General features: G+C 60.1%; 17 protein-coding genes and 1 pseudogene. 11 read left to right on the plus strand and 7 right to left on the minus strand.

Features of this window, described 5'->3' with window-relative positions; genetic code table 11:
• Window position 1: 1 nt before the first annotated feature.
• Window positions 2–1,756: a hydantoinase B/oxoprolinase family protein gene (locus FRZ40_RS32580; protein WP_193567050.1), complete on the plus strand. Its 1,755-nt coding sequence runs from the start codon at window positions 2–4 to the stop codon at window positions 1,754–1,756.
• Window positions 1,757–1,769: 13 nt separating this feature from the next.
• Entirely contained in the window at window positions 1,770–2,933 is a 1,164-nt protein-coding gene (locus tag FRZ40_RS32585; protein ID WP_051446357.1) for a CaiB/BaiF CoA transferase family protein, read from the plus strand.
• Window positions 2,934–3,050: 117 nt separating this feature from the next.
• On the opposite strand, the gene FRZ40_RS32590 is transcribed toward FRZ40_RS32585, so the two are convergent.
• From FRZ40_RS32590 to FRZ40_RS32600, 3 genes and pseudogenes are all read right to left on the minus strand, one after another.
• Window positions 3,051–4,040, minus strand: a complete 990-nt coding sequence (locus FRZ40_RS32590) for a D-2-hydroxyacid dehydrogenase family protein (RefSeq protein ID WP_147236964.1) — start codon at window positions 4,038–4,040, stop codon at window positions 3,051–3,053.
• Window positions 4,041–4,145: 105 nt separating this feature from the next.
• On the minus strand, window positions 4,146–5,507 hold the full coding sequence (locus FRZ40_RS32595; protein ID WP_147236965.1) for an MFS transporter: 1,362 nt from the start codon (window positions 5,505–5,507) through the stop codon (window positions 4,146–4,148).
• 102 nt (window positions 5,508–5,609) lie between these two features.
• Window positions 5,610–6,798 (minus strand): annotated as a pseudogene (locus tag FRZ40_RS32600) (CaiB/BaiF CoA transferase family protein).
• A 468-nt stretch (window positions 6,799–7,266) separates the two neighbouring features.
• On the opposite strand from FRZ40_RS32600, the gene FRZ40_RS32605 reads away from it, so the two are divergent.
• Window positions 7,267–8,358: a LacI family DNA-binding transcriptional regulator gene (locus FRZ40_RS32605; RefSeq protein ID WP_231516101.1), complete on the plus strand. Its 1,092-nt coding sequence runs from the start codon at window positions 7,267–7,269 to the stop codon at window positions 8,356–8,358.
• A gap of 66 nt (window positions 8,359–8,424) precedes the next feature.
• Here the strand turns inward: FRZ40_RS32605 and FRZ40_RS32610 are convergent, their stop codons facing one another.
• Window positions 8,425–9,180, minus strand: a complete 756-nt coding sequence (locus tag FRZ40_RS32610; RefSeq protein ID WP_147236966.1) for an IclR family transcriptional regulator — start codon at window positions 9,178–9,180, stop codon at window positions 8,425–8,427.
• Window positions 9,181–9,311: 131 nt separating this feature from the next.
• On the opposite strand from FRZ40_RS32610, the gene FRZ40_RS32615 reads away from it, so the two are divergent.
• Entirely contained in the window at window positions 9,312–10,478 is a 1,167-nt protein-coding gene (locus FRZ40_RS32615) for a fumarylacetoacetate hydrolase family protein (protein ID WP_147236967.1), read from the plus strand.
• A 252-nt stretch (window positions 10,479–10,730) separates the two neighbouring features.
• Window positions 10,731–11,528, plus strand: coding sequence for a 4-hydroxy-tetrahydrodipicolinate reductase (dapB, locus tag FRZ40_RS32620; protein ID WP_147236968.1), 798 nt, complete (start codon window positions 10,731–10,733; stop codon window positions 11,526–11,528).
• Between the two features lie 321 nt (window positions 11,529–11,849).
• Here the strand turns inward: dapB and FRZ40_RS45385 are convergent, their stop codons facing one another.
• A complete protein-coding gene (locus tag FRZ40_RS45385) occupies window positions 11,850–12,194 on the minus strand; it encodes a hypothetical protein (RefSeq protein WP_240057412.1) in 345 nt (114 codons plus the stop codon).
• A gap of 335 nt (window positions 12,195–12,529) precedes the next feature.
• Here FRZ40_RS45385 and FRZ40_RS32630 point away from each other — a divergent pair, with 335 nt between their 5' ends.
• Entirely contained in the window at window positions 12,530–13,381 is an 852-nt protein-coding gene (locus tag FRZ40_RS32630) for an alpha/beta fold hydrolase (RefSeq protein WP_147236969.1), read from the plus strand.
• Between the two features lie 16 nt (window positions 13,382–13,397).
• On the opposite strand, the gene FRZ40_RS32635 is transcribed toward FRZ40_RS32630, so the two are convergent.
• A complete protein-coding gene (locus FRZ40_RS32635) occupies window positions 13,398–13,913 on the minus strand; it encodes a GNAT family N-acetyltransferase (RefSeq protein WP_147236970.1) in 516 nt (171 codons plus the stop codon).
• A gap of 305 nt (window positions 13,914–14,218) precedes the next feature.
• Here FRZ40_RS32635 and FRZ40_RS32640 point away from each other — a divergent pair, with 305 nt between their 5' ends.
• Window positions 14,219–15,604 carry an MFS transporter gene (locus tag FRZ40_RS32640; RefSeq protein WP_147236971.1) on the plus strand — a complete coding sequence of 462 codons (1,386 nt, stop codon included), beginning with the start codon at window positions 14,219–14,221 and terminating at the stop codon, window positions 15,602–15,604.
• Window positions 15,605–15,673: 69 nt separating this feature from the next.
• Here the strand turns inward: FRZ40_RS32640 and FRZ40_RS32645 are convergent, their stop codons facing one another.
• The gene (locus tag FRZ40_RS32645; protein ID WP_147236972.1) at window positions 15,674–16,570 is read right to left on the minus strand and encodes a GNAT family N-acetyltransferase; all 897 of its coding nucleotides are present in this window, start codon (window positions 16,568–16,570) and stop codon (window positions 15,674–15,676) included.
• 211 nt (window positions 16,571–16,781) lie between these two features.
• Between FRZ40_RS32645 and FRZ40_RS32650 the strand changes: the two genes are divergently transcribed.
• From FRZ40_RS32650 to FRZ40_RS32665, 4 genes are all read left to right on the plus strand, one after another.
• Window positions 16,782–18,260 (plus strand): aldehyde dehydrogenase family protein, encoded by a 1,479-nt coding sequence (locus tag FRZ40_RS32650; RefSeq protein WP_147236973.1) that lies wholly within the window; start codon window positions 16,782–16,784, stop codon window positions 18,258–18,260.
• 216 nt (window positions 18,261–18,476) lie between these two features.
• A complete protein-coding gene (locus FRZ40_RS32655) occupies window positions 18,477–19,145 on the plus strand; it encodes a haloacid dehalogenase type II (protein ID WP_028366619.1) in 669 nt (222 codons plus the stop codon).
• 61 nt (window positions 19,146–19,206) lie between these two features.
• Window positions 19,207–20,481, plus strand: coding sequence for an NAD(P)/FAD-dependent oxidoreductase (locus FRZ40_RS32660; protein ID WP_147236974.1), 1,275 nt, complete (start codon window positions 19,207–19,209; stop codon window positions 20,479–20,481).
• Between the two features lie 78 nt (window positions 20,482–20,559).
• Window positions 20,560–22,182 (plus strand): ABC transporter substrate-binding protein, encoded by a 1,623-nt coding sequence (locus FRZ40_RS32665; RefSeq protein ID WP_028366617.1) that lies wholly within the window; start codon window positions 20,560–20,562, stop codon window positions 22,180–22,182.
• The last annotated feature ends 59 nt before the right edge of the window (window positions 22,183–22,241 follow it).

Genomic DNA, 22,241 nt, shown 5'->3' on the forward strand with positions numbered 1-22,241 from the left:
CATGAACATCGTTACATACGAAATCATCCGTAGCAGCCTCTACGCGGTTGCGCGTGAAATGAAAATTGCCATGATGCGTACGGCGGGCAGTCCGTTGATGCATGCAAGTGGCGATTCGTCCGCCGCAATCTTCGATGCTGAGATGCAACTCGTTGCGCAGGGCAACGACATTCCGACGATGCTCGGCTCGGCAGTGATTTCCACGCGGGTGTCGGTCGAGGCAATCGGTCGGGAAAATCTGCGACCCGGTGATGTGATTGTCAGCAACGACGCTTACGTCGGCGGCGGCAATCACCAGCCGGATGTCCAGTTCACGCGCCCGGTCTTCGTTGACGGTCAGATCGTCGCATTTGTGATGACACGTGGGCATTGGACGGACATCGGTGGGCAGTCGCCCGGCAGCTATGCGATTGCAACATGGGACGTGTTCGCCGAAGGCATCCGGATTCCGCCCGTCTTGCTCTACCGGAATGACGAGCCTGTTCGCGATGTACTCGAAATCCTGACGCGCAATAGTAGAAACTCGCACGAACTGGGGCTGGATATACAGGCACAGTATGCTGGCACCTACGTGGGTGACCGGCGCATTGCCGACCTGGTAGCAAAGTATGGTGCCAATGCATTGCGCGATGTGATGCGTCAGAGCCTTGATCATTCGGAGAAGCTTATCCGTGCGGAGATTATGAAGATTCCGGACGGCGTATACGAAGCCGAAGAATACCTCGATCCCATAGAGGCACCGGGCTGGAAACACGAGCGTCCGCTTCTGAAGGTCAAGGTCACTGTGAAGGGCGACCACATCACCTTCGACTTCACGGGTACTGGCGCTCAGGTCCGTGGAGGAATCAATTGTCCGTTCTCGGTGACCTGTAACAGCACCTGGTTCACCGTCAAGGCACTGACGGACCTAAGCATCCCGATCAACCAGGGGTGCTATCGACCTGTGACCATCATTGCCCCAAAAGGCAGTGTCCTCAATTGCGAGTACCCGGCATCGGTCGTCTCGGGTAACACCGAAACGTCACCGAGGGTCATTGATCTTCTTCTGAAGGCTCTAGCGCCGGCAGTCCCGAATCGCATCCTCGGGCAGAGCAATTGCGCGGCGTGCGCGGGCATATTTAGCGGACGCGATACGAACCAGTCGCGCGTCGCGGAGACTGGAGAAAACTTCGTCACGATGCACGATGTACACGCCGGCGGGATGGGTGCGCGGGCAAATAAGGACGGCGTCAGTGGCATTCGGGTCTATGTCGGCAATGCCGGTAGCCAGTCGATTGAAATGATCGAACGGACTTCACCGCTGCTGGTAGAAGAGTGGTCGCTCGTACCCGACACGGGTGGTGCCGGCCGTCAGCGCGGGGGACTAACCTCCCGTCGTGTGTATCGAGTCGATTATGACGAAGCCACATTTACCATCTCTGGGGAGCGTGGATACACACCGCCAGAAGGCCATTTTGGGGGGCTCGCGGGGAGCCAGTTCGTGTGCAAGGTGCAACGTGCCGACGGTCACGAATTAATCGTACCCGCGAAAGGCGGTCAGACGGTGGTGTATCGGAATGACCGGGTTACGGTGCAACCTGCGGGTAGCGGCGGTTTCGGCGATCCCCTCGAGCGCGAGAGCGCTCTGGTTCTGGCCGACCTCGCCGACGGTTACATCAGTCGCGACGCAGCAATCTGGCTCTATCAGCTCGACTCGGGACAAATTGGACCGGACCAGTTTGACGTCGTCGCGGAGGCAACGGAATCCGGTGACTGAAAACAAACGGAGTATGGAAATGTCGAAGCAACTTCCACTCGACGGCGTTTGTGTCGTCGAGATCGGGCATAGTCTGGCCGCCCCTTATGCCGGTATGGTGCTACGGGCACTCGGTGCGGACGTCATCAAGATTGAGAGCGCGGGAAGCGGAGACTATGCACGAGATTGGGGACCTCCGTTTATTGATGGCGCCGCAGCTCTTTTTCACGCCGTCAATCACGGCAAATCCAGTATCGCCATGTCGCTGTCAGATCCATCGCAAGCGGAATCTCTTCGTGAACTCATCGTTCGGAAGGCTGATGTGGTTCTCCAGAACCTGAAGGCCGGTGGAACAGAGAAATACGGGCTTGGTGCGGACCATATGCTCGCGCTCAAGCCGTCGCTGGTGTACTGCAACCTTGGTGCATTCGGAACTGTCGGTCCGCTGCGGGACAAGCCAGGCTATGACCCACTAGCTCAAGCGTTTAGTGGCTTGATGAGCTTTATGGGGCAGCCGGACGAAGCGTTGAGCCGCATTCCCATTTCGGTCAACGACATGGGAACTGGCCTGTGGGCGGCCATCGGCGTGCTGTCGGCACTTTTCAGGCGGCAATCGACGGGTGTGGGCGAGGTGGTTTCCGTCTCACTCTACGAGACTGCGCTCTCATGGGGGGGCATGCAGATAGCCGACTATCTGGCCTCTGGCGTCCTGCCGGGCCGGTGGGGCTCAGGAACGGCGGCAATCGTTCCTCATCAGGCGTTTGAGTGTTCCGACTCGACGATTATGGTTGCAGCGGGCAATGACCGGCTCTTCAGGAGGCTTTGCGAGGTTCTGCAGGTCAACGTGTTGGCGGAGGACAGCCGCTTTGCCACCAACGGTGCGCGCGTCAGTAACCGCGTCGAGCTTATCGACTTGCTGCAACACGAATTTGGCAGAAAGACGGCTACTTATTGGCTCGAACGCCTCGACGAGGTGGGGATTCCTTGTGGCCCGATTCAAACAGTCGACCAGGTCGTCGTGCACGAACAGACAAGGGCGCTGGAAATCTTGCAGAAGACCGAAGACGGTGCCGCCACGTTTGTCGGCCTCCCTGTCACTTTCGGTGGAAGGCGGCCTGCCGACACTGGGATCACGCCCAAGCTCGGCGAGCATAATCATCTTCTAACGGATGCACTTGAAGAGACACCGTTAGCTTAATGGCATGCAAATCTGCACATGCAGATCGGGGCCACAGGATAACGGTGGCCCCTTCCCGCGGGCACGGTCGAGAAGATGCGGCACGCAATACCGCACCTCCAGTCAAGATTTTGCGTATCAGGATGTTCCGGTTTGGTAGCTGATCTCACGGCGATCGGCGGTCAGAACTCGAATCGGCTCCCCTTGAATCCACGCACGGATGTTTTCAACAGACTCGCCGTAGTAGAACTCGTACGAACCTTCGGTGACGTACCCGATATGCGAAGTTGCGATTACGTTGTCCATACTTCGATACGGATGATCTGCTGGCAGTGGCTCTACATCGAATACGTCCATAGCGGCACCGGCAATCTGCTTGCGATTCAACGCAACGATCAGGGCCTCCTCATTCACGATCGGGCCGCGCGCTGTGTTTACAAGGAGAGCGTGTGGTTGCATCAGTGAAAGCTCGTGTGCACCAATGAGGTTGCGCGTGCGCTCTGAAAGGCGAACGTGAAGAGACAAGATGTCACTGGACGCAAGCAATTCGTCTTTTGATACGTATTGAGCACCATGCCTGGCGGCGGATTCTGCTGTCATGTTTTGGCTCCAGGCAATTGTCCTCATACCAAACGCCTGCGCGACACGTGCAGTCACGCTGCCGGAGTAACCTAGTCCCAGCAGGCCAATGGTCTTGCCGCTGAGGTCTCTGCCGACGGAGACCTGCCATCCCCCATTTCTGAACGAACTGACCTCTCTCGGGATGTGGCGTACTGCGGCGAGAATGAGCGCCCATGTGTGTTCGGCCGCTGCCGTTAGCGAGGACGCTGTCCCGCAGACGGTGATACCCAGTTCATCAGCGGCTTCAATATCGATTGCCGCGTTCCAAGGGCCCGTACTTGCCAACAACTTGAGGTTCTTGAGTCTCGATAGAACGCTCCTCGGAAACCAGGTCCGTTCCCGCATTACACATAGTATGTCGTATGGCTGAAGCCGTTCGACCAGAGCATCTTCGTCGTCGATATGGTCTGTGAAGACCGTGATGTCAGCGCTCTTGCGCAGGCTGTCCCAGTTTCCGAACTGCAATGAGGTGTTCTGGAAGTCATCGAGGATTGCGATTTTGTGCATAGGTAACTTTACTGTTGATGCCGGATGGGCAACTGCGCATCCGGCGGGCCGTTCAAAGTTGACGATCGCTGCTACTGGCTAGCTTGCTGGCAATATCTCATCAGCTCAGGATGTCTTGATAGCCTTGGGCTTGAATCCCACGAACATGACGATGATTCCGAGAAACAGTACTGCCGTCATCACGTAGAGGCCGCTATTTAGAGTCCCGGTCATTGTCTTAAGCCATCCAATGACGAATGGACTGCAGAACCCGCTGAGCAGACCAATGCAGTTCACGAACGCAATGCTTCCAGCCGCAGCGGGCGAACCATGAAGATAGTCGGCAGCGATTGACCAGATCAGCACATTTATCGCGAAGATGCCCACACAAGCGACAGTCAGCAACGCGATTGTCAATACCGCTGAACTCATTGACTGTGAGACAAGGAGAAGCGCTATCGCTCCGATCACGCCGGCGATAGTTGCGTGCCAGCGCCGCTCAAGCATCCGGTCGGAGTTTCTGCTGATTGTGACCATACCAATGGCGCCAATACCGTAGGGGATGGCTGATAGCCATCCGAGTTGCGAGAGGTTGGAGATGCCCGAGCTCTTCATGACGGTCGGCAGCCAGAAGGTGACCGAATAGGTACCGCAAACGAAAGCAAAATCGATGAAGGCAAGCATGTAGACCTTCGGGTCTGCTAGAGCCTGCGCAAGAGTTCCATGCCCGTGCTGGTTGTTCTTGTGTTTGCGCTCAGTTTCGACCCGAAACCCCTCTCGCAGCGTGTTCTTTTCGGCATCGGTCAGCCATTTGGCCTTGTCGATATTGTCGTCAAGTATGAACAGCGTAACAATGCCGAGGGCGACTGCAGGCAGAGCCTCGACAATGTAGAGCCATTGCCACCCGGCCATGTTTGCGACGTTCGCAAGCGCAGTCATCGCCCAACCTGAGACGGGGCCTCCGACCAGGCCGGCGATTGGGAAGCCAACCATGAAGCACGAGATGATGACGCCGCGCCGATTCTCAGGAAACCATGAACTGAGATAGAAAATCACGCCAGGAAAGAAGCCAGCTTCGAATACACCCAGCAGTAGCCGGACGATGTAGAACTCGGTGACGTTGGTGACAAATGCCGTGCAGGTTCCGACGATTCCCCAGCAAATCATGATTCGAGCGATGGTCTTTTTTGCACCCATGCGCTTCAGGAGCAGGGCGCTGGGTACTTCGAGGAGGCAATATGAGAGGAAAAAAATGCCCGCGCCTAGACCATACACGGCGTCACTAAAACCAAGGGCGTCCTGCATTTGCAGTTTCGCGAATCCAACGTTGATGCGGTCGAGAAATGCGACTACATAGCAAACGAAGAGCAGCGGCACGATTCGAAGTGCGACCCGGAGGTAAAGTCTACGTTCGTCTGCGCTCACTGCTGCTACGGGCGGCACTTCGTCTGATGACGCCGGAGTAGGTTCAAGAAAGGTCTGGCTCAATTGCTGTCTCCTGATTGTCCCGATTCGCCTGGCGCGAAAGGCCAACGTCCGAGAATCCTTGATGGAAGTGTGTGTGAAATGGAACTTCGGATGCAACGCCCGTCAATCACTTTCCTCGTGCAAAAGGTCGTCTGAACGTTCGCGTGCCGGAGGTTTTGTCAGCAGGTAGTTGTGCTCGCCGAGGCTGGGTGTATTGCCGGGCAAAGGTGGTCGTCGCCCGTCAAAGGAGACAGGCAGCGCTACGGTCGTGGTTCGGCCATCGGGCGTCTGGCGAAGAATGTCGAGCGACAAGGTCTGTTCGTCGTTGATCACGCAGTCGACTGTCTGTAGTGGACCACACGGAATCGATTCGGCCTCAAGCACCCGGAGCCAATCGCTCGTTGGTGCTTGAACAAACCTGGCTTCCAGAAGAGGAATGAGTGCCTTTCGGTTCAGGACCCGGTTGCCATTGGTTGAAAATCGGGGGTCATCGGCAAGCGAAGGGAGATCCATGACATCGCATAGGCGTCGATACAACGTGTCGTTTCCTGCCGCGACGAGGATTGCACCATCGGCACACGTGAAAACCTGATAGGGCACGATGTTCGGGCTACCGGAACCGATGCGGGCCGGCTCTGGACCACCGGCAAGGCAATCCGAAAGAGGCACCGTCATCCAGGCAAGAGCGGTCTCGTAAAGTGACACGTCGATAATCTGACCGCGTTCGGGGTCTCCACGGCCTTTGTCCCGGAGTGCGGCCAGGACGCCGATGACTGCCCACATGCCTGTGCCCATGTCATTGATTGAGACCGGGACGCGGCTGGGAGCATCGTCTGCGTGGCCCACGATGCTCATCATTCCACTGTACGCCTGTACTAGCGGGTCATAACCGGGCTTGCTTCGCAATGGGCCTGTGGCGCCGAAGGCTCCGAGGTTGCAATAGACAAGAGACGGACACAGCTCCGTCAAATCCTTCGCCCCCAGGCCGTAACGGTCGAGATTGCCTGGCTTCAGGTTCTGGAGGACCACGTCGGCATTGCCGACGATGAACTCTCGAATCAGTTTGGCGCACGCCGGGTCACTGAAATCGGCGCTAATGCTTTCTTTCCCATGGTTCATCGCATGAAAGAGCGCGGAGGAACCGTCAATGAAGGGGGGCCCCATCCACGAGCGTAGTCCCCTGGGCAGCGTTCTCGATCTTCACGACCCGGGCGCCGAGGTGCGCGAAGATGACACCTGCGTACGGTGCGGCGAGGCTGTGCCCAATCTCCACCACGCAAATGTCTTCCAGCGGAAGCTGTCGTGTGTTCACGGTACCTCACAAAATGAAATGAAACGTTTCCAAAATTAAATGTCAGACAAGAACAAGTCTTCGTCTTTTCACCAGATGCTAGAAATGAAACGTTTCCAATATTAGTGCGTCAATCAGCCTTGTCAAGGCGGTGGTTCCCTGGAAACTATGGGTTCGACATTCTCGCGGCACCGGCAACCGCCGTCGGACGGGGCTGGCAGACAAAGGGGGAATCTACGTTTCGTTACTTGACAAAGCGGGTGTAGCCGGGAAAATTGGGAACGTTTCACCCAGATCGGGAAAACGAAAGCGACGCGAGGCGATGATCGGGAGCGTGCGAATGCGTCGGAGGCAGGGAGCGTCGGTGCGGAGCGACCGTGCATCGTACCAATTGCTGGATTTCCCGGACCTTACGCGCTTGAATGATGGGCCTCTTGAGTGGACCTACGGAGCGTTTCCAACTGCTTTGCGAAGGCTTTTGCCCAAAGAATGAGCACAGAATCGAAAGGCAGTTCCACACGCCGGACGGCGACAGACGTTACGTCTGTTGACGACGAACGCAAGCCTTCAATCCGGGACGTGGCGCTTCTGGCGAACGTAGCGCTGGGAACAGTCTCGCGCGTGATAAACGAGCACCCGAACGTCCGGGAGGACACGCGCAAGCGCGTGAAGGCGGCCATCGTCGAACTCGGCTACGTGCCGAATATGGTTGCCCAGAGTATGCGCAATCACAGGTCGATGACGTTCGCATGTGTCATGCGCGATTTCACTGTGCCTGTGCTGAGCATGTTCGTCGACTCGATGCAGAAGGAGATTGAGGGCTTCGGTTTTTCGCTGATGGTCGCCTCCAGCTATCACGACATCAAGCGCGAATTAGAACTGTTGCTGGGGTTCCAGCAGCGACGCATTGACGGTCTTGTCATCGCGACATCGTCGGAGGAAGACCCAGCGCTTCTGGCGATGCTGCGGGAGGCACCATTCCCTATCGTGTTGCTGGACCGTGAGATGCCTGCCGAGCTTGATTCGGTCACGGTCAATCACGCGGCGGGTGTTCGACAGGCAGTGCATCACCTCGCCGATCTTGGACATCGCCGTATTGCAATCATTTCCGGTGAGCCAGGCGTTCATCCAACTCAGAGCCGACTGAAGGGTTTTGGCGATGCGTTCAAAGAGCGCGGGCTGACACTCGAACCGGAATTGATTCGACACGCGACTTTCGCACGCGACGCCGGCTACACAGAGACGCGGCATCTGCTGGAGCTAGCCACGCCACCTACGGCGATCATTGCCGGCGGAACGTCGTTGCTTCCTGGTGTGATGCAGGCTACCCGGGAACGCGGGCTCGTGATACCACAAGACTTATCGGTTATCGCTGGAGCGGACAGTGACGTCGCGCTTCTCGCGACACCCGCGTTCACGGTTGTTCGCTGGAGCCATGACCAACTGGGCAAGGCGGCCGGAAGATTCTTGATGGAGCGGCTCGATAACCCAAAATTGCCGAGGCGCAGACTGACAGTCGACGCTGAACTTGTGATGCGGGGCTCTTGCGCGGTACCGCGTCCACAGTTGGCACTACCTTGAGTCGGAGGATAGCGCTTCCGACATTGGCGCTGACGTCCTCAGCAGTGGAGACTCGCGCGGAAGGGATCACAAATCTCTAATCCGGGCATCGATTTGCAGTGCCATCCGCGCGATAGCCAGACGAATTTGCTTTTCACGCTTCTGGTCGACTCGGCCGATCGGAATGCTTGTGCTAACAGCCAGTCGTTTGCCGAAGGCAGTCTGCCCGGCATACGCGGCAAAGCAGGCCAATCCGGCCGCCGATTCCTCGTGCTCGCTTGCTTGGCCAGTTTCGCGGACAGCTTCGAGTTCACGGAGCAGGGCGGCGCGTCGAGTGATTGTACGTCGTGTCACTGCGGTGAGCTTTTCCGGGAGCAGATCAATCAACTCTGCTTCGGAGAGCGTTGAGAGCAGCGCTTTTCCTAATGCCGAACAGTGTGCGGGAAGCCGGGACCCTAGATCTGATACGAGACGGACAGGGCGTCGGGAATCCTCCCGGGCGATGTAGACGACGTCAGTTCCGTCGAGCGTAGCCAGTTGCACGACCTCATCATGTGTTGCAACAAACGCGGCCGCGAGCGCACGAAACACCGACTGATAGCCGTCGTGACGCACATACGCATTTCCCAGCTCAAAAAGCTTCACCCCGATGAGATAGCCGTCGCCTCGCCTTTCGATCCAATGCTGTTGCTGCAGTGAATTTAGAAGGAGATACAGCGTGCTTCGCGATAATCCGGTCGCCTCGCGCAGCGTGGCCACGCGAACAGGCTCTCCCGCACTCGCTAGAACTTTGAGAATGTCCTGTGTACGGCGCAGGGCTGGTACCTCGTATGTCTTTTCCATCGCAGATGTATTCAGTAGCGATCTGATTCGGATTTCGTCCAACCTGTTGGACATATTAGCAGCAGATTGGACGACTCTATACCATGGGCATAGGATGCGCGCTTCTTCTCCGTGACCGGCAACGAACATATATGGCTATTCCCTCAAATTCCTGTCTTCCTGCAGATGCGGAGCGTGCGGTACTAGTGGGGCGAGTGTGGCGTCCCGCACCGCATAACGGTCCGGCGGTGATTGCCATTCGACAGGGTGAAGTCTTCGATATCACTAGTACCGTTCGCACCACTGCAGACCTGTTTGACAGCAACGACGCGCTCGACGTCGCCCGCAGTGCGCCGGGGGAGTCGCTGGGGAGTGTGGACGCGCTGATCGCAAAAAGTCTCGACCCGAATGCGACCGGGCTCAGACTGCTTGCGCCTTGCGACGTTCAGGCAATCAAGGCGTGCGGTGTGACGTTTGCGGTGAGTCTGCTTGAGCGCGTGATCGAGGAGCAGGCCGGGGGAGACGCTAGCAAAGCGCAGGAAATTCGGGGGACGATTCACGCGCTTATCGGGGCGGACCTCTCAAAGATCAAGCCAGGTTCCGAAGGTGCGCTGAAGTTGAAAGCGGAGATGGAACGGCGGGGCGCGTGGTCCCAGTACATGGAGGTTGGAATCGGCACTGACGCGGAGGTGTTTTCCAAGTCACAACCGATGTCGTCTGTGGGTCTCGGAGCTAATATTGGTCTCTACAAGACGTCGGTCTGGAACAACCCAGAGCCGGAGATTGTGCTGGCAGTCAACAGCGCTGGTCAGATTGTGGGCGCGACATTGGGGAACGACGTCAATCTGCGAGATATTGAGGGCCGTAGCGCCCTGTTGCTCGGGAAGGCGAAGGACAACAACGGTTCGTGCTCCATCGGGCCGTTTGTTCGTCTTTTTGACGACCATTTCACACTGGATTCAATCCGAAAGGAGAGCGTGTCGCTGAAAATTGAGGGACGTGACGATGATTTCGTCCTTGAGGGCGTCAGTCATATGAGCCAGATTAGTCGCGATCCTGTTGACCTGGTGAGCCAGACGTATGGTCCGCATCATCAGTACCCGGATGGCTTCATGCTATTCCTCGGCACGATGTTCTCGCCAATTGAGGACCGGGATGCCAAGGGCGCCGGATTTACGCATCACTTGGGGGACGTGGTTACGATTTCGGCGCCGTCGCTCGGCGCGTTGGTCAACACTGTTCGCCGGTCTGATCAGATTGCTCCTTGGACATTCGGCGTTCGCGCGTTGTATGGAAATTTGAGGGCGAGAGGCCTGTGAAAGTGTAGGAATTTGAGGCGTCGAGCAGACTGAAAGTTCGATCTTGCCAAACCCTCTCGATGCGGCATTCCGGCTCGGAACCGGGAGGTGCGTGAAAATGCTGTTCTTGATGTCAGCGAGCGCCGGCTCTTTATAGCGCCGACTGCAGATTGGCGATACGCCACTCTGCGGCATGGCATGGTAGATATTGGTCCATACGCCAAGGTGGTCTGCACGCCCTAAGCAGACGAGCGGAGTCTCACGGAGAAATTGATGAAAATTGCAGTCGCGGGCGCAACCGGTCGAATGGGCCAGATGCTCATTGAAGCTGTCTTGAATGCAGAAGACGCAATTCTCGTTGGTGCATTAAGCAGAGAAGGTAGTCCGAGCTTGGGTCAGGACGCTGGCACGTTCGTTGGAAAGACCACAGGGATTGCGATCACTGACGATGTCGACGCCGCACTGGCATCGTGCGACGTCCTGCTCGATTTCACTCGCCCGCAAGCGACGCTCGCATATCTGGAAGCAGCACAGCGCCATGGTGTAAAGATGGTTATCGGAACGACGGGCTTCGATGCTGCGCAGTTGGACTTGATAAAGGCGGCCTCCAATACTATCGCTGTGATGTTTGCTTCCAGCACGAGCGCGAGTCTTAATGTCACGCTTGAACTGATCGAACGGGCGGCAAAGAGCTTCTCTCAGGGTTACGACATTGAAATTATTGAAGCTCACCATCGTTACAAGGTGGACGCGCCTTCGGGAACGGCGCTGACGATTGGCGAGACTGTCGCTGCTGCTGTTGGTCGCAATCTGGCAGACTGCGCTGTGTACGGACGACAGGGAGTTACCGGGAAAAGGGATTCGTCGACGATTGGGTTTTCTGCAATCCGTGGGGGCGACATTGTTGGTGAGCATACTGTGATGTTCATCGGCGATGGCGAGCGAATCGAGGTCACCCATAAGACACTCAACAGATTGCCATATGTCAGGGGTGCGTTGCGTGCCGCTCGCTTCCTGATTGAGCAGAAAAGCGGTTTGTTCGATATGCACGATGTACTGCGGAAAAATTGAGGACTTGACGATCACGGACAATCTACAGGGAGTAACGTCAACCGGTAATCATCCGCAGGGGACAGCCGCCCATTTTGCGACCCTGTGGGCCAGCTATGACTTTTCCACTATGGACGTTCCCGGGTTCCATGTCGGCACAGGCATGAGCATGTGCGAAAGACGTACAGCCAGGTCCGAACTGGCTAGCGATCTGGCAGCGTCAGCATGGGTCCGTCGGCGCTGACTCCGACCCACAACATGATGATCGGCCGTTCAACTCCGCTCGCTACGTCCTCCCGTTGGCTGGGCAAGGGCTTGATCCGTTGCCGCCTCTCTGTATCTCTACAACTGGCGTCCGTTCGAACGCGGGCCGATGCCATTTTTCTTGAGCAGCGCACGCAGTCGCCGGTTATCCGCGTAGAAGCAGGCGACAGCGACGATCGTGATGACGGGGAAAAAATACTGGCCGGAGTAATGCAGCAGGGCCCAAGCTCCTGCCGCGCAAACACATGCGACGACAATCAATGTGATCTTGTCGGTCATCCAGTTCATGCCGCCACCTTTGCCGAGCTGGAAGCCTGAAGGGCGTACAAAATACGCCCCGGCCTGTCGATAACCACTTCCGGATGGCGTCTGAGAAATGCGGACATCGAAGCGGGGACGGGCACGCCAGTCAGCCTTGCCCATTCATGGATCGACCACATTGCGCTGCTCGTGTCTGTACAGACCATCGAGGCGTTTGCCGCAATGACGAGACTGCCGACCACGGCACCGATATAGAACGCTGCGGTTTTTCGGCGTGTAGCGCAGATTGGTTTGTCTTGGTTCGTCAGCGCAGGTTTGTTTGTGCCGGAGCAGATTTCGTTTGTCCCTCACCAACAGTTGGCAGTTGCGGTTCGCGTGGAAAAAGGTGTAGCCGTTATCAGAAAACCTGAACGCTCCGATCCGAATTACGCGTTTTTCTTACGCCAGATAATCCTGCATAGTAGTCACACCACGATACCTGCGAGGCTGTGACTGCGATGAACATGCGAACCGATCACTCATTGCTGGCCGATCCCCAGCTGAGTTTCGCGACTGTCGCATCGGGCATTTGCATTCCGTATGTCGAGCGCGGCGCGGGCGAGCCGGTCGTGTTCGTGCATGGTTCGCTCTGCGATTTCCGCTATTGGGACGCGCAGATCGCGCCGCTTTCCACGCACTTTCGCTGCATCGCGCCGAGCCTCAGCCACTATTGGCCGGCCGCCGAAGCGTGCATTCAGAACGAGTTCGGCTGGCAGGTTCACGTTGCCGAACTCGCGGAGTTCATCGTCGCAATGGATCTCGCACCCGTGCACCTGGTCGGGCATTCGCGCGGCGGATGCGTGGCATTCCAGCTCGCGCGCGACTATCCCCGCCTCGTCAAAACCTTGACGCTCGCCGATCCCGGCGGCCCGTTGCAACTGGATGGCATGGTCGAAGCGTCGTTGCCCTCGCCGATGAACGCTTTGCGCGCCAAAGTGGCGGGCATGATCGAGGAGGGCGTCATCGAGCCCGGACTCGAACTGTTCGTCGATTCGGTGAGCGCGCCGGGCGCATGGCGCAAGAGCACGGACGCCTTCCGCATGATGGCGATCGATAACGCGAGCACGCTGCCGAAGCAGTTTCGCGATCCGTTGCCGGCCTATTCGCGCGAAACGGCGGCAGACGTGACGTGCCGGACGCTGCTTATCGACGGGCAGAAGAGCCCGCGCATGTTCCGCAACAACGTGGATAGTCTGGAAGGCTGGATCTATCGCGCGGAGCGCGGCACGATTGCGGGCGCATCGCACGGCATGAATGTCGCGAACCCGGCTGCATTCAACCGGATGCTGCAGTCGTTCATCGACAACTGACGGCGAGCCTGGCGACTCAGCCGAGCCGCAACACCATCTCGACTTCCTGATCCGCGTCGCCGTCGAATTCGTCGGCGCACGGCTCGTCTTCCACGGCCTCGAAGCCCGCCGACCGGTAGAGCGCAATCGCGCCCGCATTGTCGACGCCCGTATTGAGCGCGATCTGCGCGAGGCCCATCGCGCGCGCCTGCTCCACGGCGGCCGCAATCAGACTCCGCGCAATGCCGCTCCGCCGATGCTCCTGCACGACGAACAGGCCCCACAGAAATCCCTTCTGCTGCACGGGACGCAACGGATATCGTCGCAGTCCCGCTACGGCGACGAGGCGGTCGCCGGCAAACGCGCCGAACACAACCTGGTTCGCCGTCGAACAGATGCGCGCTTCGATCTCGCCGATCGACCGTTTTTCTTCTTCGACGCGCGTCGACAGGAAAGACTCCGGGGCTTCGTCGATCGCACTCAGCCGCAGCGACGCGTAAGCGGGCGCATCGCTGGCGGCTAGCAGGCGAATGATTGGGCGGGCGGGTTCCATCGCGCGATTTTAAGGCACGGATGTCAGCACGGCCTCGACCGGTCAAAATGCTTGATGATATACGTCGTCGTACAACTTGAAGGTACACAAAGCATCAGATAGCGGGTCAATCTGCAACGCGACTATGCGAGACATTTGCACCCAAGCTGCGTCCAGCCAATCCGCCAGGGTAAACGCCTGATTGCAAATATTGGTACAGCGCCTCAGTATGTCATCAGACAACCTATGAGCCGAGGTGCGCTTAGGCATCGTGGGTCGCGCAATCTTGCCGGCAGGACGCTGGTGCATAAGAGGGGAGACATTTCATGGCCAACGTTGTGCAAGGCGCAGCCGTCGCGCGGAGAACGCGAATCCGTTACGGGATCGTCGCGATGCTGTTTCTGGTCACGGCGATCAACTACGCGGACCGTGCGACGCTGTCGATGGCAGGCACTTCGATGGCGAAAGACCTCGGTCTCGATGCAGTGGCGATGGGCTTCATCTTTTCCGCGTTCGGCTGGTCGTATGTGATCGGCCAGTTGCCGGGCGGCTGGCTGCTCGACCGCTTCGGCTCGAAGCGCGTCTACGCGGCCAGCATTTTCATCTGGTCGCTGTTCACGGTATTGCAGGGCACGGTCAGCTTTCTGAGTGTGTCGGTTGCGATTACGACGTTGTTCGCGCTGCGCTTTCTGGTAGGTCTGGCCGAAGCGCCGTCGTTCCCTGCCAATGGCCGAATCGTGGCATCGTGGTTTCCTGCCGCCGAACGCGGCACGGCATCGGCCATCTTCAACTCCGCGCAATACTTCGCGACCGTGCTGTTCGCGCCGATCATGGGCTGGGTCACGCACCGCTTCGGCTGGCCGTACGTGTTCTACTTCATGGGCGCCGTGGGTATCGTTACGAGCCTCGTCTGGATGAAGACGGTGCACAGCCCGAAGGATCATCCGCGCATCAGCCGCGCCGAACTCGACCATATCAAGGAAGGCGGCGCGCTCGTCGACATGGACGGGCCCAAAAAGGAGGGCGCCGCGCTTGAACCATCTGTACCGGCATCCGCGCAGGCAACGACGGCGCAAAGCGCGAACGAAGCGCCGAAGTGGTCATACGTCAAGCAGCTGCTGAGCAACCGGATGCTGCTCGGCGTGTATATCGGCCAGTACTGCATCACGACGCTCACGTATTTCTTCCTGACCTGGTTCCCGGTGTACCTCGTCAAGGAGCGCGGCATGTCCATTCTCAATGCGGGCTTCGTGGCCGCGTTGCCTGCGGTGTGCGGCTTCATCGGCGGTGTGCTCGGCGGCATCTTCTCCGACTTCCTGATCCGCAAGGGCTGTTCGCTGACGGTGGCGCGCAAGGTGCCCATCGTCGTCGGCATGCTGCTGTCGACCAGCATGATCGCGTGCAACTATGTGGATTCGTCGGCCGTCGTCGTCGCGATCATGGCCTTCGCATTCTTCGGCAAGGGTCTGGGCGCGCTCGGCTGGGCGGTGGTCGCGGATACGTCGCCGAAGCAGATCGCCGGTCTGAGCGGCGGCATGTTCAACACGTTCGGCAACATCGCCGCCATCACGACGCCTATCATCATCGGTTATATCGTCAAGGCGACGGGCTCGTTCAGCGGCGCACTCGTGTTCGTGGCCTGCAATGCGCTGATCGCGGTCGTCAGCTACCTGCTGATCGTCGGCGAGATCAAGCGCGTTGAATTGAAGTAAGTCAGTCTGCAATGCCCGCTGCTGCACGCGATACGAATCTGGTGCGCAGCGGGCATTTTTATCGGCACCTCACCACACCGCCTGACTCGTAATCGCAAACTGCTTCAGTTGCGCATCGGCGGGAAGCGGTCCATTGCGCACCATTCTTTCGATGCTGTCCACATGCGGCAGTCCCAGCCCTTCGAGCCACGAAGAAAGGCCGAACGCGGCAGGCGTATCGATCCGCACGAACATCCCCGCATTCAATGCGAGCCAGTGGCTGATCAACGCTTTCGCACGGCTTTCACCGGGCGAGTCGGGCGCGATGACGGGGCCGATCACGTGACCATCGCCGAAGCGCCTGAAGAGCGCGAAGCCGATCAGTTCGCCGTCGCGATCGAGCGCGATGCCGCTCGCGATATCGAGCAGCGCCGGCAACAGATCGCGGCGGTCCAGCCCGCTCGCGCGCGAGGCCAGTTCGACGAGACGCGGCGCGTCATTGACACCGAGCGGGCGCAGCCGTTCGCCCGGCGGCAACGACACGAGCGGCGGCTGAAACGCGGCGCCCTGATGCTGATGAATCGTGCCGATGCTATGAAAGCCGAGCTTCTCGCAGAGCGGCTCGCCGGCCGGGCTCGCGTGAATCAGCAGCGTGCGCGGACCGAGTTCGTCGATCAGCAGTTCGAGCAGCTTGCGTCCTATGCCGCGCCCTTGCCGTTCGGGCGCGACGATCACCATGCCGAGCGTCGCGGCTTCGCGTCCGAAGCGCCAGGACAGCGCGGTGCCGATCACGCCGCTCGCGTCCTGGGCGACGAAGCCTTGCCCTGTGCGCGCCGCGAAGCGCCAGTCGTCGGGACGATGCCGCCATCTGACCGCGCTCGAAAGCGCATGCGCTGCCGCGATGTCATCGGAGGTGAAAGGGCGGTAGTCGATCATGCCGTTCTTGTTTGGGTCGGACACGCCGGCCTCCTCGTTCTGAAGACACATACCGTGACTCTCGCACCGTATCGCGTGCGTGACTAGGACGATCCTTCTATCGCGCCTGCGCACGCCAACGCGAGCGTGATGCGCTGCAAAACGCGGCGTTCGGGCGGCGATAACGCTTCGATTGTGCTGTGTGCGCATTTTTGTCGGTGAAATATGCGGCGGCCGCGAGCCTACGATTTCAAGCATCGAAGGCAATCGAGGACTCACGCAAATGGACCGGTTCGATCCACTCACGATCAACGTGCGCAGCGGACATTTCATCGGCGGCGAATATGTCGATCCACAGGGACCGCGCATCGAGGTCGCGCGTCCGTCCGATGGCGTCGTCTACACGTCGGTGCCCATCGCAGATGCGGCGATGATCGACCGCGCAGTGCAAAACGCATGGACGGCGTTCCGCACGAGCGGCTGGGCGCGCAGCGCGCCGCGCGAGCGCGCCCGCGTGCTGCGGCGCTTCGCCGATCTCGTCGCCGCCGATGCACACAATCTCGCGCCGCTCGAAGCGCTCGGCTCGACGCGCCCTGTTCGCGACGCTTTCAACTGGGACGTGCCGTTCACGGCGGAAGGCATCCGCTTCTATGCGGAATTCGCCGACAAGATTGGCGGCGACGTGGCCGCGACCGATCACGATCATCTCGGCATGACGATCGCCGAACCGTACGGCGTGATCGGCGCGATCGCGCCGTGGAATTTCCCGCTCGTGATGGCGTCGTGGAAGATCGCGCCCGCGCTCGCGGCGGGCAACGCCGTCGTGCTGAAGCCTTCGGAGATGACGCCGCTTTCCGTGCTGCGCCTCGCCGAACTTGCCGTCGAAGCGGGCGTGCCGCCCGGCATCTTCAACGTCGTGCAAGGCGACGGCCGCACGACGGGCGACGCGCTCGTGCGCCATCCGCGTATCGCGAAGGTGACGTTCACCGGCTCGACGCGCACGGGCGCGGCCATCATGACCGCGTGCGCCGAAACAGGCACGAAGCCCGTCACGCTCGAACTGGGCGGCAAGAGTCCGCAGATCGTTTTCGCCGACGCACCGCGTCTCGACGATGTCGCGCGCCGCATTGCGGGCGCGATCACGGGCAACGCGGGACAGGTGTGCGTCGCGGGTTCGCGGCTGCTGGTCGAACGGGGCATCGCGGAGGACCTGGCGGAGCGTATCCGGCGCATCTTCAGCGAGGCCAAAGCGGGTGCGACGTGGTCACCCGATACGACGCTTGCGCCGATCATCTCCGAGCCGCAGGCGGCGCGTATCGAGGCCATCGTCGGGCGCAGCGTCGCGAGCGGCGCGACGCTGCGCTGCGGTGGCCGGCGCGCGGACGCGGCGACGCCGGGCGCCTTCTATATGCCCACGCTGCTCACGGACGTCACGCCGCACACCGATGCCGTGCGCGAGGAAATCTTCGGCCCTGTGCTGACCTTGCAGACCTTCGACACGGAGGACGAAGCGCTCGCACTCGCCGCGCATCCCGACTACGGGCTTGCAGCGGGCGTGCATACGGCCGATCTGGGCCGCGCGCTGCGCATGGTGCGCGGCGTCGAGACGGGCACGGTGTGGGTGAACCGCTACGGACGCACCAGCGATTTCACGATCCCGACGGGCGGCTACAAGCGTTCGGGGATCGGCAAGGATCTCGGACGGCAGGCTTACGAAGCGAATCTGCGCTTCAAGAGCGTGCTGATCGACGCTCGCGTCTGACAAATGCAAGGCGACGGACAGCGACGCGATAGCCATGAAAACGCCGCCGCATAGTCTGCTGCCGATGCCCCTCAAAACGCGTGGTTTGTATCGCGCGAGCCACTCGAATCAGCGACATCCGTACTTTTTGCACTGTTTAAATTTTCCGCAGGGATGCGTTTTCCTGTTCCGCCACTGAACTCCGCCTGAGTTCACAACAACGATAGGACTGACACCATGATCGATTTCGAGCCGAAGTACATCACGTTCGACTGCTACGGCACGCTGACGAAGTTCCGCATGGCCGACATGGCCCGCGAGATGTACGGCGACCGCCTGCACGGCGCCGAGCTGGAGCAATTCGTCGCGTTCTTCTCGGGCTATCGCCGCGATGAAGTGCTCGGCGCATGGAAGCCGTATCGCGACGTGATCGTCAATGCCGTGCGCCGCACCTGCAAGCGCATGAACGTCGAGTTCAATGAAGCGGAAGCTGAAAAGTTCTATCTGGCCGTGCCGACGTGGGGTCCGCATCCCGACGTGCCGGAAGGCCTGTCGCGTCTCGCGAAGAAGTACAAGCTCGTGATTCTGTCGAACGCGTCGAACGATCAGATCCAGAGCAACGTCGACAAGCTCGGCGCGCCGTTCCATCGCGTGTTCACGGCACAGCAGGCGCAATCGTACAAGCCGCGCATGCAGGGCTTCGAGTACATGTTCGACCAGCTCAACTGCAATCCGGGCGACGTGCTGCACGTGTCGTCGAGCCTGCGCTACGACCTGATGACGGCGCACGACATGGGCATCAGGCACAAGGCCTTCGTCAAGCGCGGCCACGAGCCCGGCACGCCGTACTACGAGTACTACGAAGTCGACACGATCGGCGACCTCGCGACGAAGCTCGGCCTCTGATCCGCGAACGCCGCGCATGCCACGCACGCTACACGCGTCGTCACCCCCGCAAGGACACACGATGAAACTCGACTCCTACTGGCTCGACACCGCGCCCGCCGGCATGCCGGCGAGCGAAGGGCCCGTCGAAGGCCATGTCGACGTGGCCGTGATCGGCGGCGGCTTCACCGGCTTGTCTGCGGCGCTCGCGCTCGGCAAACGAGGCGCGTCGGTGACGGTGCTCGATGCGGGGCGCATCGGCGGCGGCGCGTCGGGACGCAACGGCGGCCAGTGCAACACGGGCGTCGCGCAGGACTATGCGGCGCTGCGCGAGCAACTGGGCGTCGAACGTGCGCAGGGCTGTTATCGCGCGTATGCCGCTGCCGTCGATACCGTTGAGCGGCTGATCCGCGAAGAACAGATCGACTGCGACTATCTCGCGTCGGGCAAGCTGAAGCTCGCCGCGAAGCCGCATCATCTGGCACATCTCGAACAGACGGCGGAACTGATTCGCCGCGAAGTCGATCCCGATGTCGAGATCATTGCGCGCGAGCGCATTCGCAGCGAAGTCGAATCGGACAGCTTCTTTGGCGGCCTGCTGCAAAAGCGCGGCGGCCAGATGCATATGGGCAAATTCGCGGCGGGGTTAGCGAACGCGGCCGTGCGCAACGGCGCGCGCCTGTTCGAACACGCCGCCGTCACGTCGATCGAGAAGGATCGCGGCGCGTACCGGATCGAATCGGCGCGCGGCACGCTGCGCGCGCATCAGGTGCTGATCGCGACGGGGCCGTCGCGGCATGGGCCGTTCGGCTGGTATCGGCGCAGGCTTGCACCCGTCGGCTCGTTCATCGTCGTGACGGAGCCGTTGCCTGCGGAGCAGCTCGCGCGTCTCCTGCCGATGCGCCGCTCGTATACGACGAGCCGCCTGATGCACAACTATTTCCGCGTGACGCCCGACTCGCGTCTGCTGTTCGGCGGACGCGCGCGCTTCACGGCGTCCGAGCAGCCGTCCGATGCGAAGAGCGGACACATTCTGCAAGCGAATCTCGCGCAGACCTTCCCGGGTCTCGCGGCTGCGCGCATCGACTATTGCTGGGGCGGACTCGTCGACATCACGGCCGACCGCCTGCCGCGAGCCGGGCAGCACGACGGCATCTATTTCTCGATGGGCTATAGCGGCCACGGCACGCAGATGTCGACGCATATGGGCCAGGTGATGGCCGAGGTGATCGGCGGCAATGCAGGCGCGAACCCCTGGCGCGATTTCGACTGGCCCGCGATTCCGGGGCACACGGGCAAGCCATGGTTCCTGCCGCTCGTCGGCGCGTACTACCAGATCAAAGACGTTTTCTATTGACGTTGCTTTTACGTTGTTTCCACACAGACAGCCCGAAGCTGCCGAATTTCCCCAAGACCATCTGACGCGGAGAGTTTCATGAGCATCGATAAATCGCCTGAAGCAGTCGCCCACGCCGGCCTCCGGCTCGAAGAGTTGACGCGGCGCGGCGCCTCGCGGCGCGACGTGCTGCGCGCGATGGCCGCGGGCGGACTGATGTCGCTGACGGGCGCGGGCCTGCTGGCGACCAGCAGCGCCGCATTCGCCCAGCAGCAAGGCAAGCCGAAGCAGGGCGGCAAGATCCGCGTGGCGACGCAGTCGGCGTCCGCCGCCGATACGCTCGATCCCGCGAAGGGCGCGCTCGGCACCGACTACGTGCGCGCGAACATGTTCTACAACGGCCTGACGGAACTCGACTCCCATCTCGGCGCAAAGATGGCGCTGGCGGAATCGCTGGATACGAAGGACGCGACCGTGTGGGTCGTCAAGCTGCGCAGCGGCGTGCAGTTCCATGACGGCAAGTCGCTCACGCCGAACGACGTCATCTATTCGCTGATGCGTCACAAGGACCCCGCTGTCGGCTCGAAGGCGAAGACGCTCGCCGACCAGATCAAGGAAGCGAAAGCGACGGGCCCGAATGAAGTGACGATCACGCTGGAAGGCGCGAACGCCGACCTGCCCGTGATTCTCGCGACGTCGCACTTCCTGATCATCAAGGACGGCACGACCGACTTCAAGACGGCCATCGGCACGGGACCGTTCAAGCTCAAGGAGTTTTCGCCGGGCGTGCGCACGGTCGGCGTGCGCAACGAGAAGTACTGGAAGCCGGGCATGCCGCATCTCGACGAAGTGGAGCTCATCGGCATCGGCGACGAATCGGCGCGCGTGAATGCGCTGCTGTCGGGCGACGTGCAACTGATCAATGCCGTGAGCCCGCGCTCGACGGCACGCATCAAGGGCACGCAGGGCTTCTCCGTGCTCGAGACGAAGACGGGGCAGTACACGGACCTCATCATGCGCGACGAAGGCGGGATCACGGGCACGGCCGATTTCCGCCGTGGTCTCACGCATCTGATGGATCGCGAGCAGATCCGCCGCGCCGTGTTCCTCGGCTATGGCGCGATCGGCAACGATCAGCCGATCGATCCGACCAACAAGTACTACCTGTCGGGCCTGCCGCAACGCGCGTTCGATCCGGAGAAGGCGAAGTTCTATTTCCAGAAGGCGAAGCTCGGCAGCGCGCCCGTGCAGCTGTACGCATCGCCTGCCGCCGAAGGCTCCGTCGAAATGGCGATGCTGCTGCAGCAGGTGGCGCCGCAAGCCGGCCTGAATCTGCAGGTGGTGCGCGTGCCGTCCGACGGCTACTGGTCGAATCACTGGATGAAGCATCCGCTCGGCTACGGCAACATCAATGCGCGTCCGAGCGCCGACGTGCTGTTCACGCAGTTTTTCAAGTCGGATGCGCCGTGGAACGAGGCCAACTGGAAGAACCCGAAATTCGACCAGATGCTGGTCGCCGCACGCGGCGAACCGGACGACGCGAAACGCAAGAAGATCTACGGCGACATGCAGCAGCTCGTGCATGAGGACGGCGGCATCGGCATTCCGATGTTCCAGAGTTCGCTCGACGCGCACTCGTCGAAGCTCAAAGGGCTCGGCTCGATTCCGCTGGCCGGCCTGATGGGCTTCATGTTCGCGGAGAACGTCTGGCTCGAAGCCTGAGTCCGTTTTGCCATCACGCGTGCCGACGATGTGCGGCACGCGGCTTCAAAGAAGGAGGC

It is taken from the genome of Paraburkholderia azotifigens (assembly GCF_007995085.1).
Classification (GTDB): Bacteria; Pseudomonadota; Gammaproteobacteria; order Burkholderiales; family Burkholderiaceae; genus Paraburkholderia; species Paraburkholderia azotifigens.

Bases quoted from the DNA above. Each gene is read 5' to 3' on its own strand.
- FRZ40_RS32580 (WP_193567050.1), top strand. From the start codon at position 2: ATGAACATCGTTACATACGAAATCATCCGTAGCAGCCTCTACGCGGTT.
- FRZ40_RS32585 (WP_051446357.1), top strand. From the start codon at position 1,770: ATGGAAATGTCGAAGCAACTTCCACTCGACGGCGTTTGTGTCGTCGAG.
- FRZ40_RS32590 (WP_147236964.1), bottom strand. From the start codon at position 4,040: ATGCACAAAATCGCAATCCTCGATGACTTCCAGAACACCTCATTGCAG.
- FRZ40_RS32605 (WP_231516101.1), top strand. From the start codon at position 7,267: ATGAGCACAGAATCGAAAGGCAGTTCCACACGCCGGACGGCGACAGAC.
- FRZ40_RS32610 (WP_147236966.1), bottom strand. From the start codon at position 9,180: ATGGAAAAGACATACGAGGTACCAGCCCTGCGCCGTACACAGGACATT.
- FRZ40_RS32615 (WP_147236967.1), top strand. From the start codon at position 9,312: ATGGCTATTCCCTCAAATTCCTGTCTTCCTGCAGATGCGGAGCGTGCG.
- dapB (WP_147236968.1), top strand. From the start codon at position 10,731: ATGAAAATTGCAGTCGCGGGCGCAACCGGTCGAATGGGCCAGATGCTC.
- FRZ40_RS45385 (WP_240057412.1), bottom strand. From the start codon at position 12,194: ATGGGCAAGGCTGACTGGCGTGCCCGTCCCCGCTTCGATGTCCGCATT.
- FRZ40_RS32630 (WP_147236969.1), top strand. From the start codon at position 12,530: ATGAACATGCGAACCGATCACTCATTGCTGGCCGATCCCCAGCTGAGT.
- FRZ40_RS32635 (WP_147236970.1), bottom strand. From the start codon at position 13,913: ATGGAACCCGCCCGCCCAATCATTCGCCTGCTAGCCGCCAGCGATGCG.
- FRZ40_RS32640 (WP_147236971.1), top strand. From the start codon at position 14,219: ATGGCCAACGTTGTGCAAGGCGCAGCCGTCGCGCGGAGAACGCGAATC.
- FRZ40_RS32645 (WP_147236972.1), bottom strand. From the start codon at position 16,570: ATGTGTCTTCAGAACGAGGAGGCCGGCGTGTCCGACCCAAACAAGAAC.
- FRZ40_RS32650 (WP_147236973.1), top strand. From the start codon at position 16,782: ATGGACCGGTTCGATCCACTCACGATCAACGTGCGCAGCGGACATTTC.
- FRZ40_RS32655 (WP_028366619.1), top strand. From the start codon at position 18,477: ATGATCGATTTCGAGCCGAAGTACATCACGTTCGACTGCTACGGCACG.
- FRZ40_RS32660 (WP_147236974.1), top strand. From the start codon at position 19,207: ATGAAACTCGACTCCTACTGGCTCGACACCGCGCCCGCCGGCATGCCG.
- FRZ40_RS32665 (WP_028366617.1), top strand. From the start codon at position 20,560: ATGAGCATCGATAAATCGCCTGAAGCAGTCGCCCACGCCGGCCTCCGG.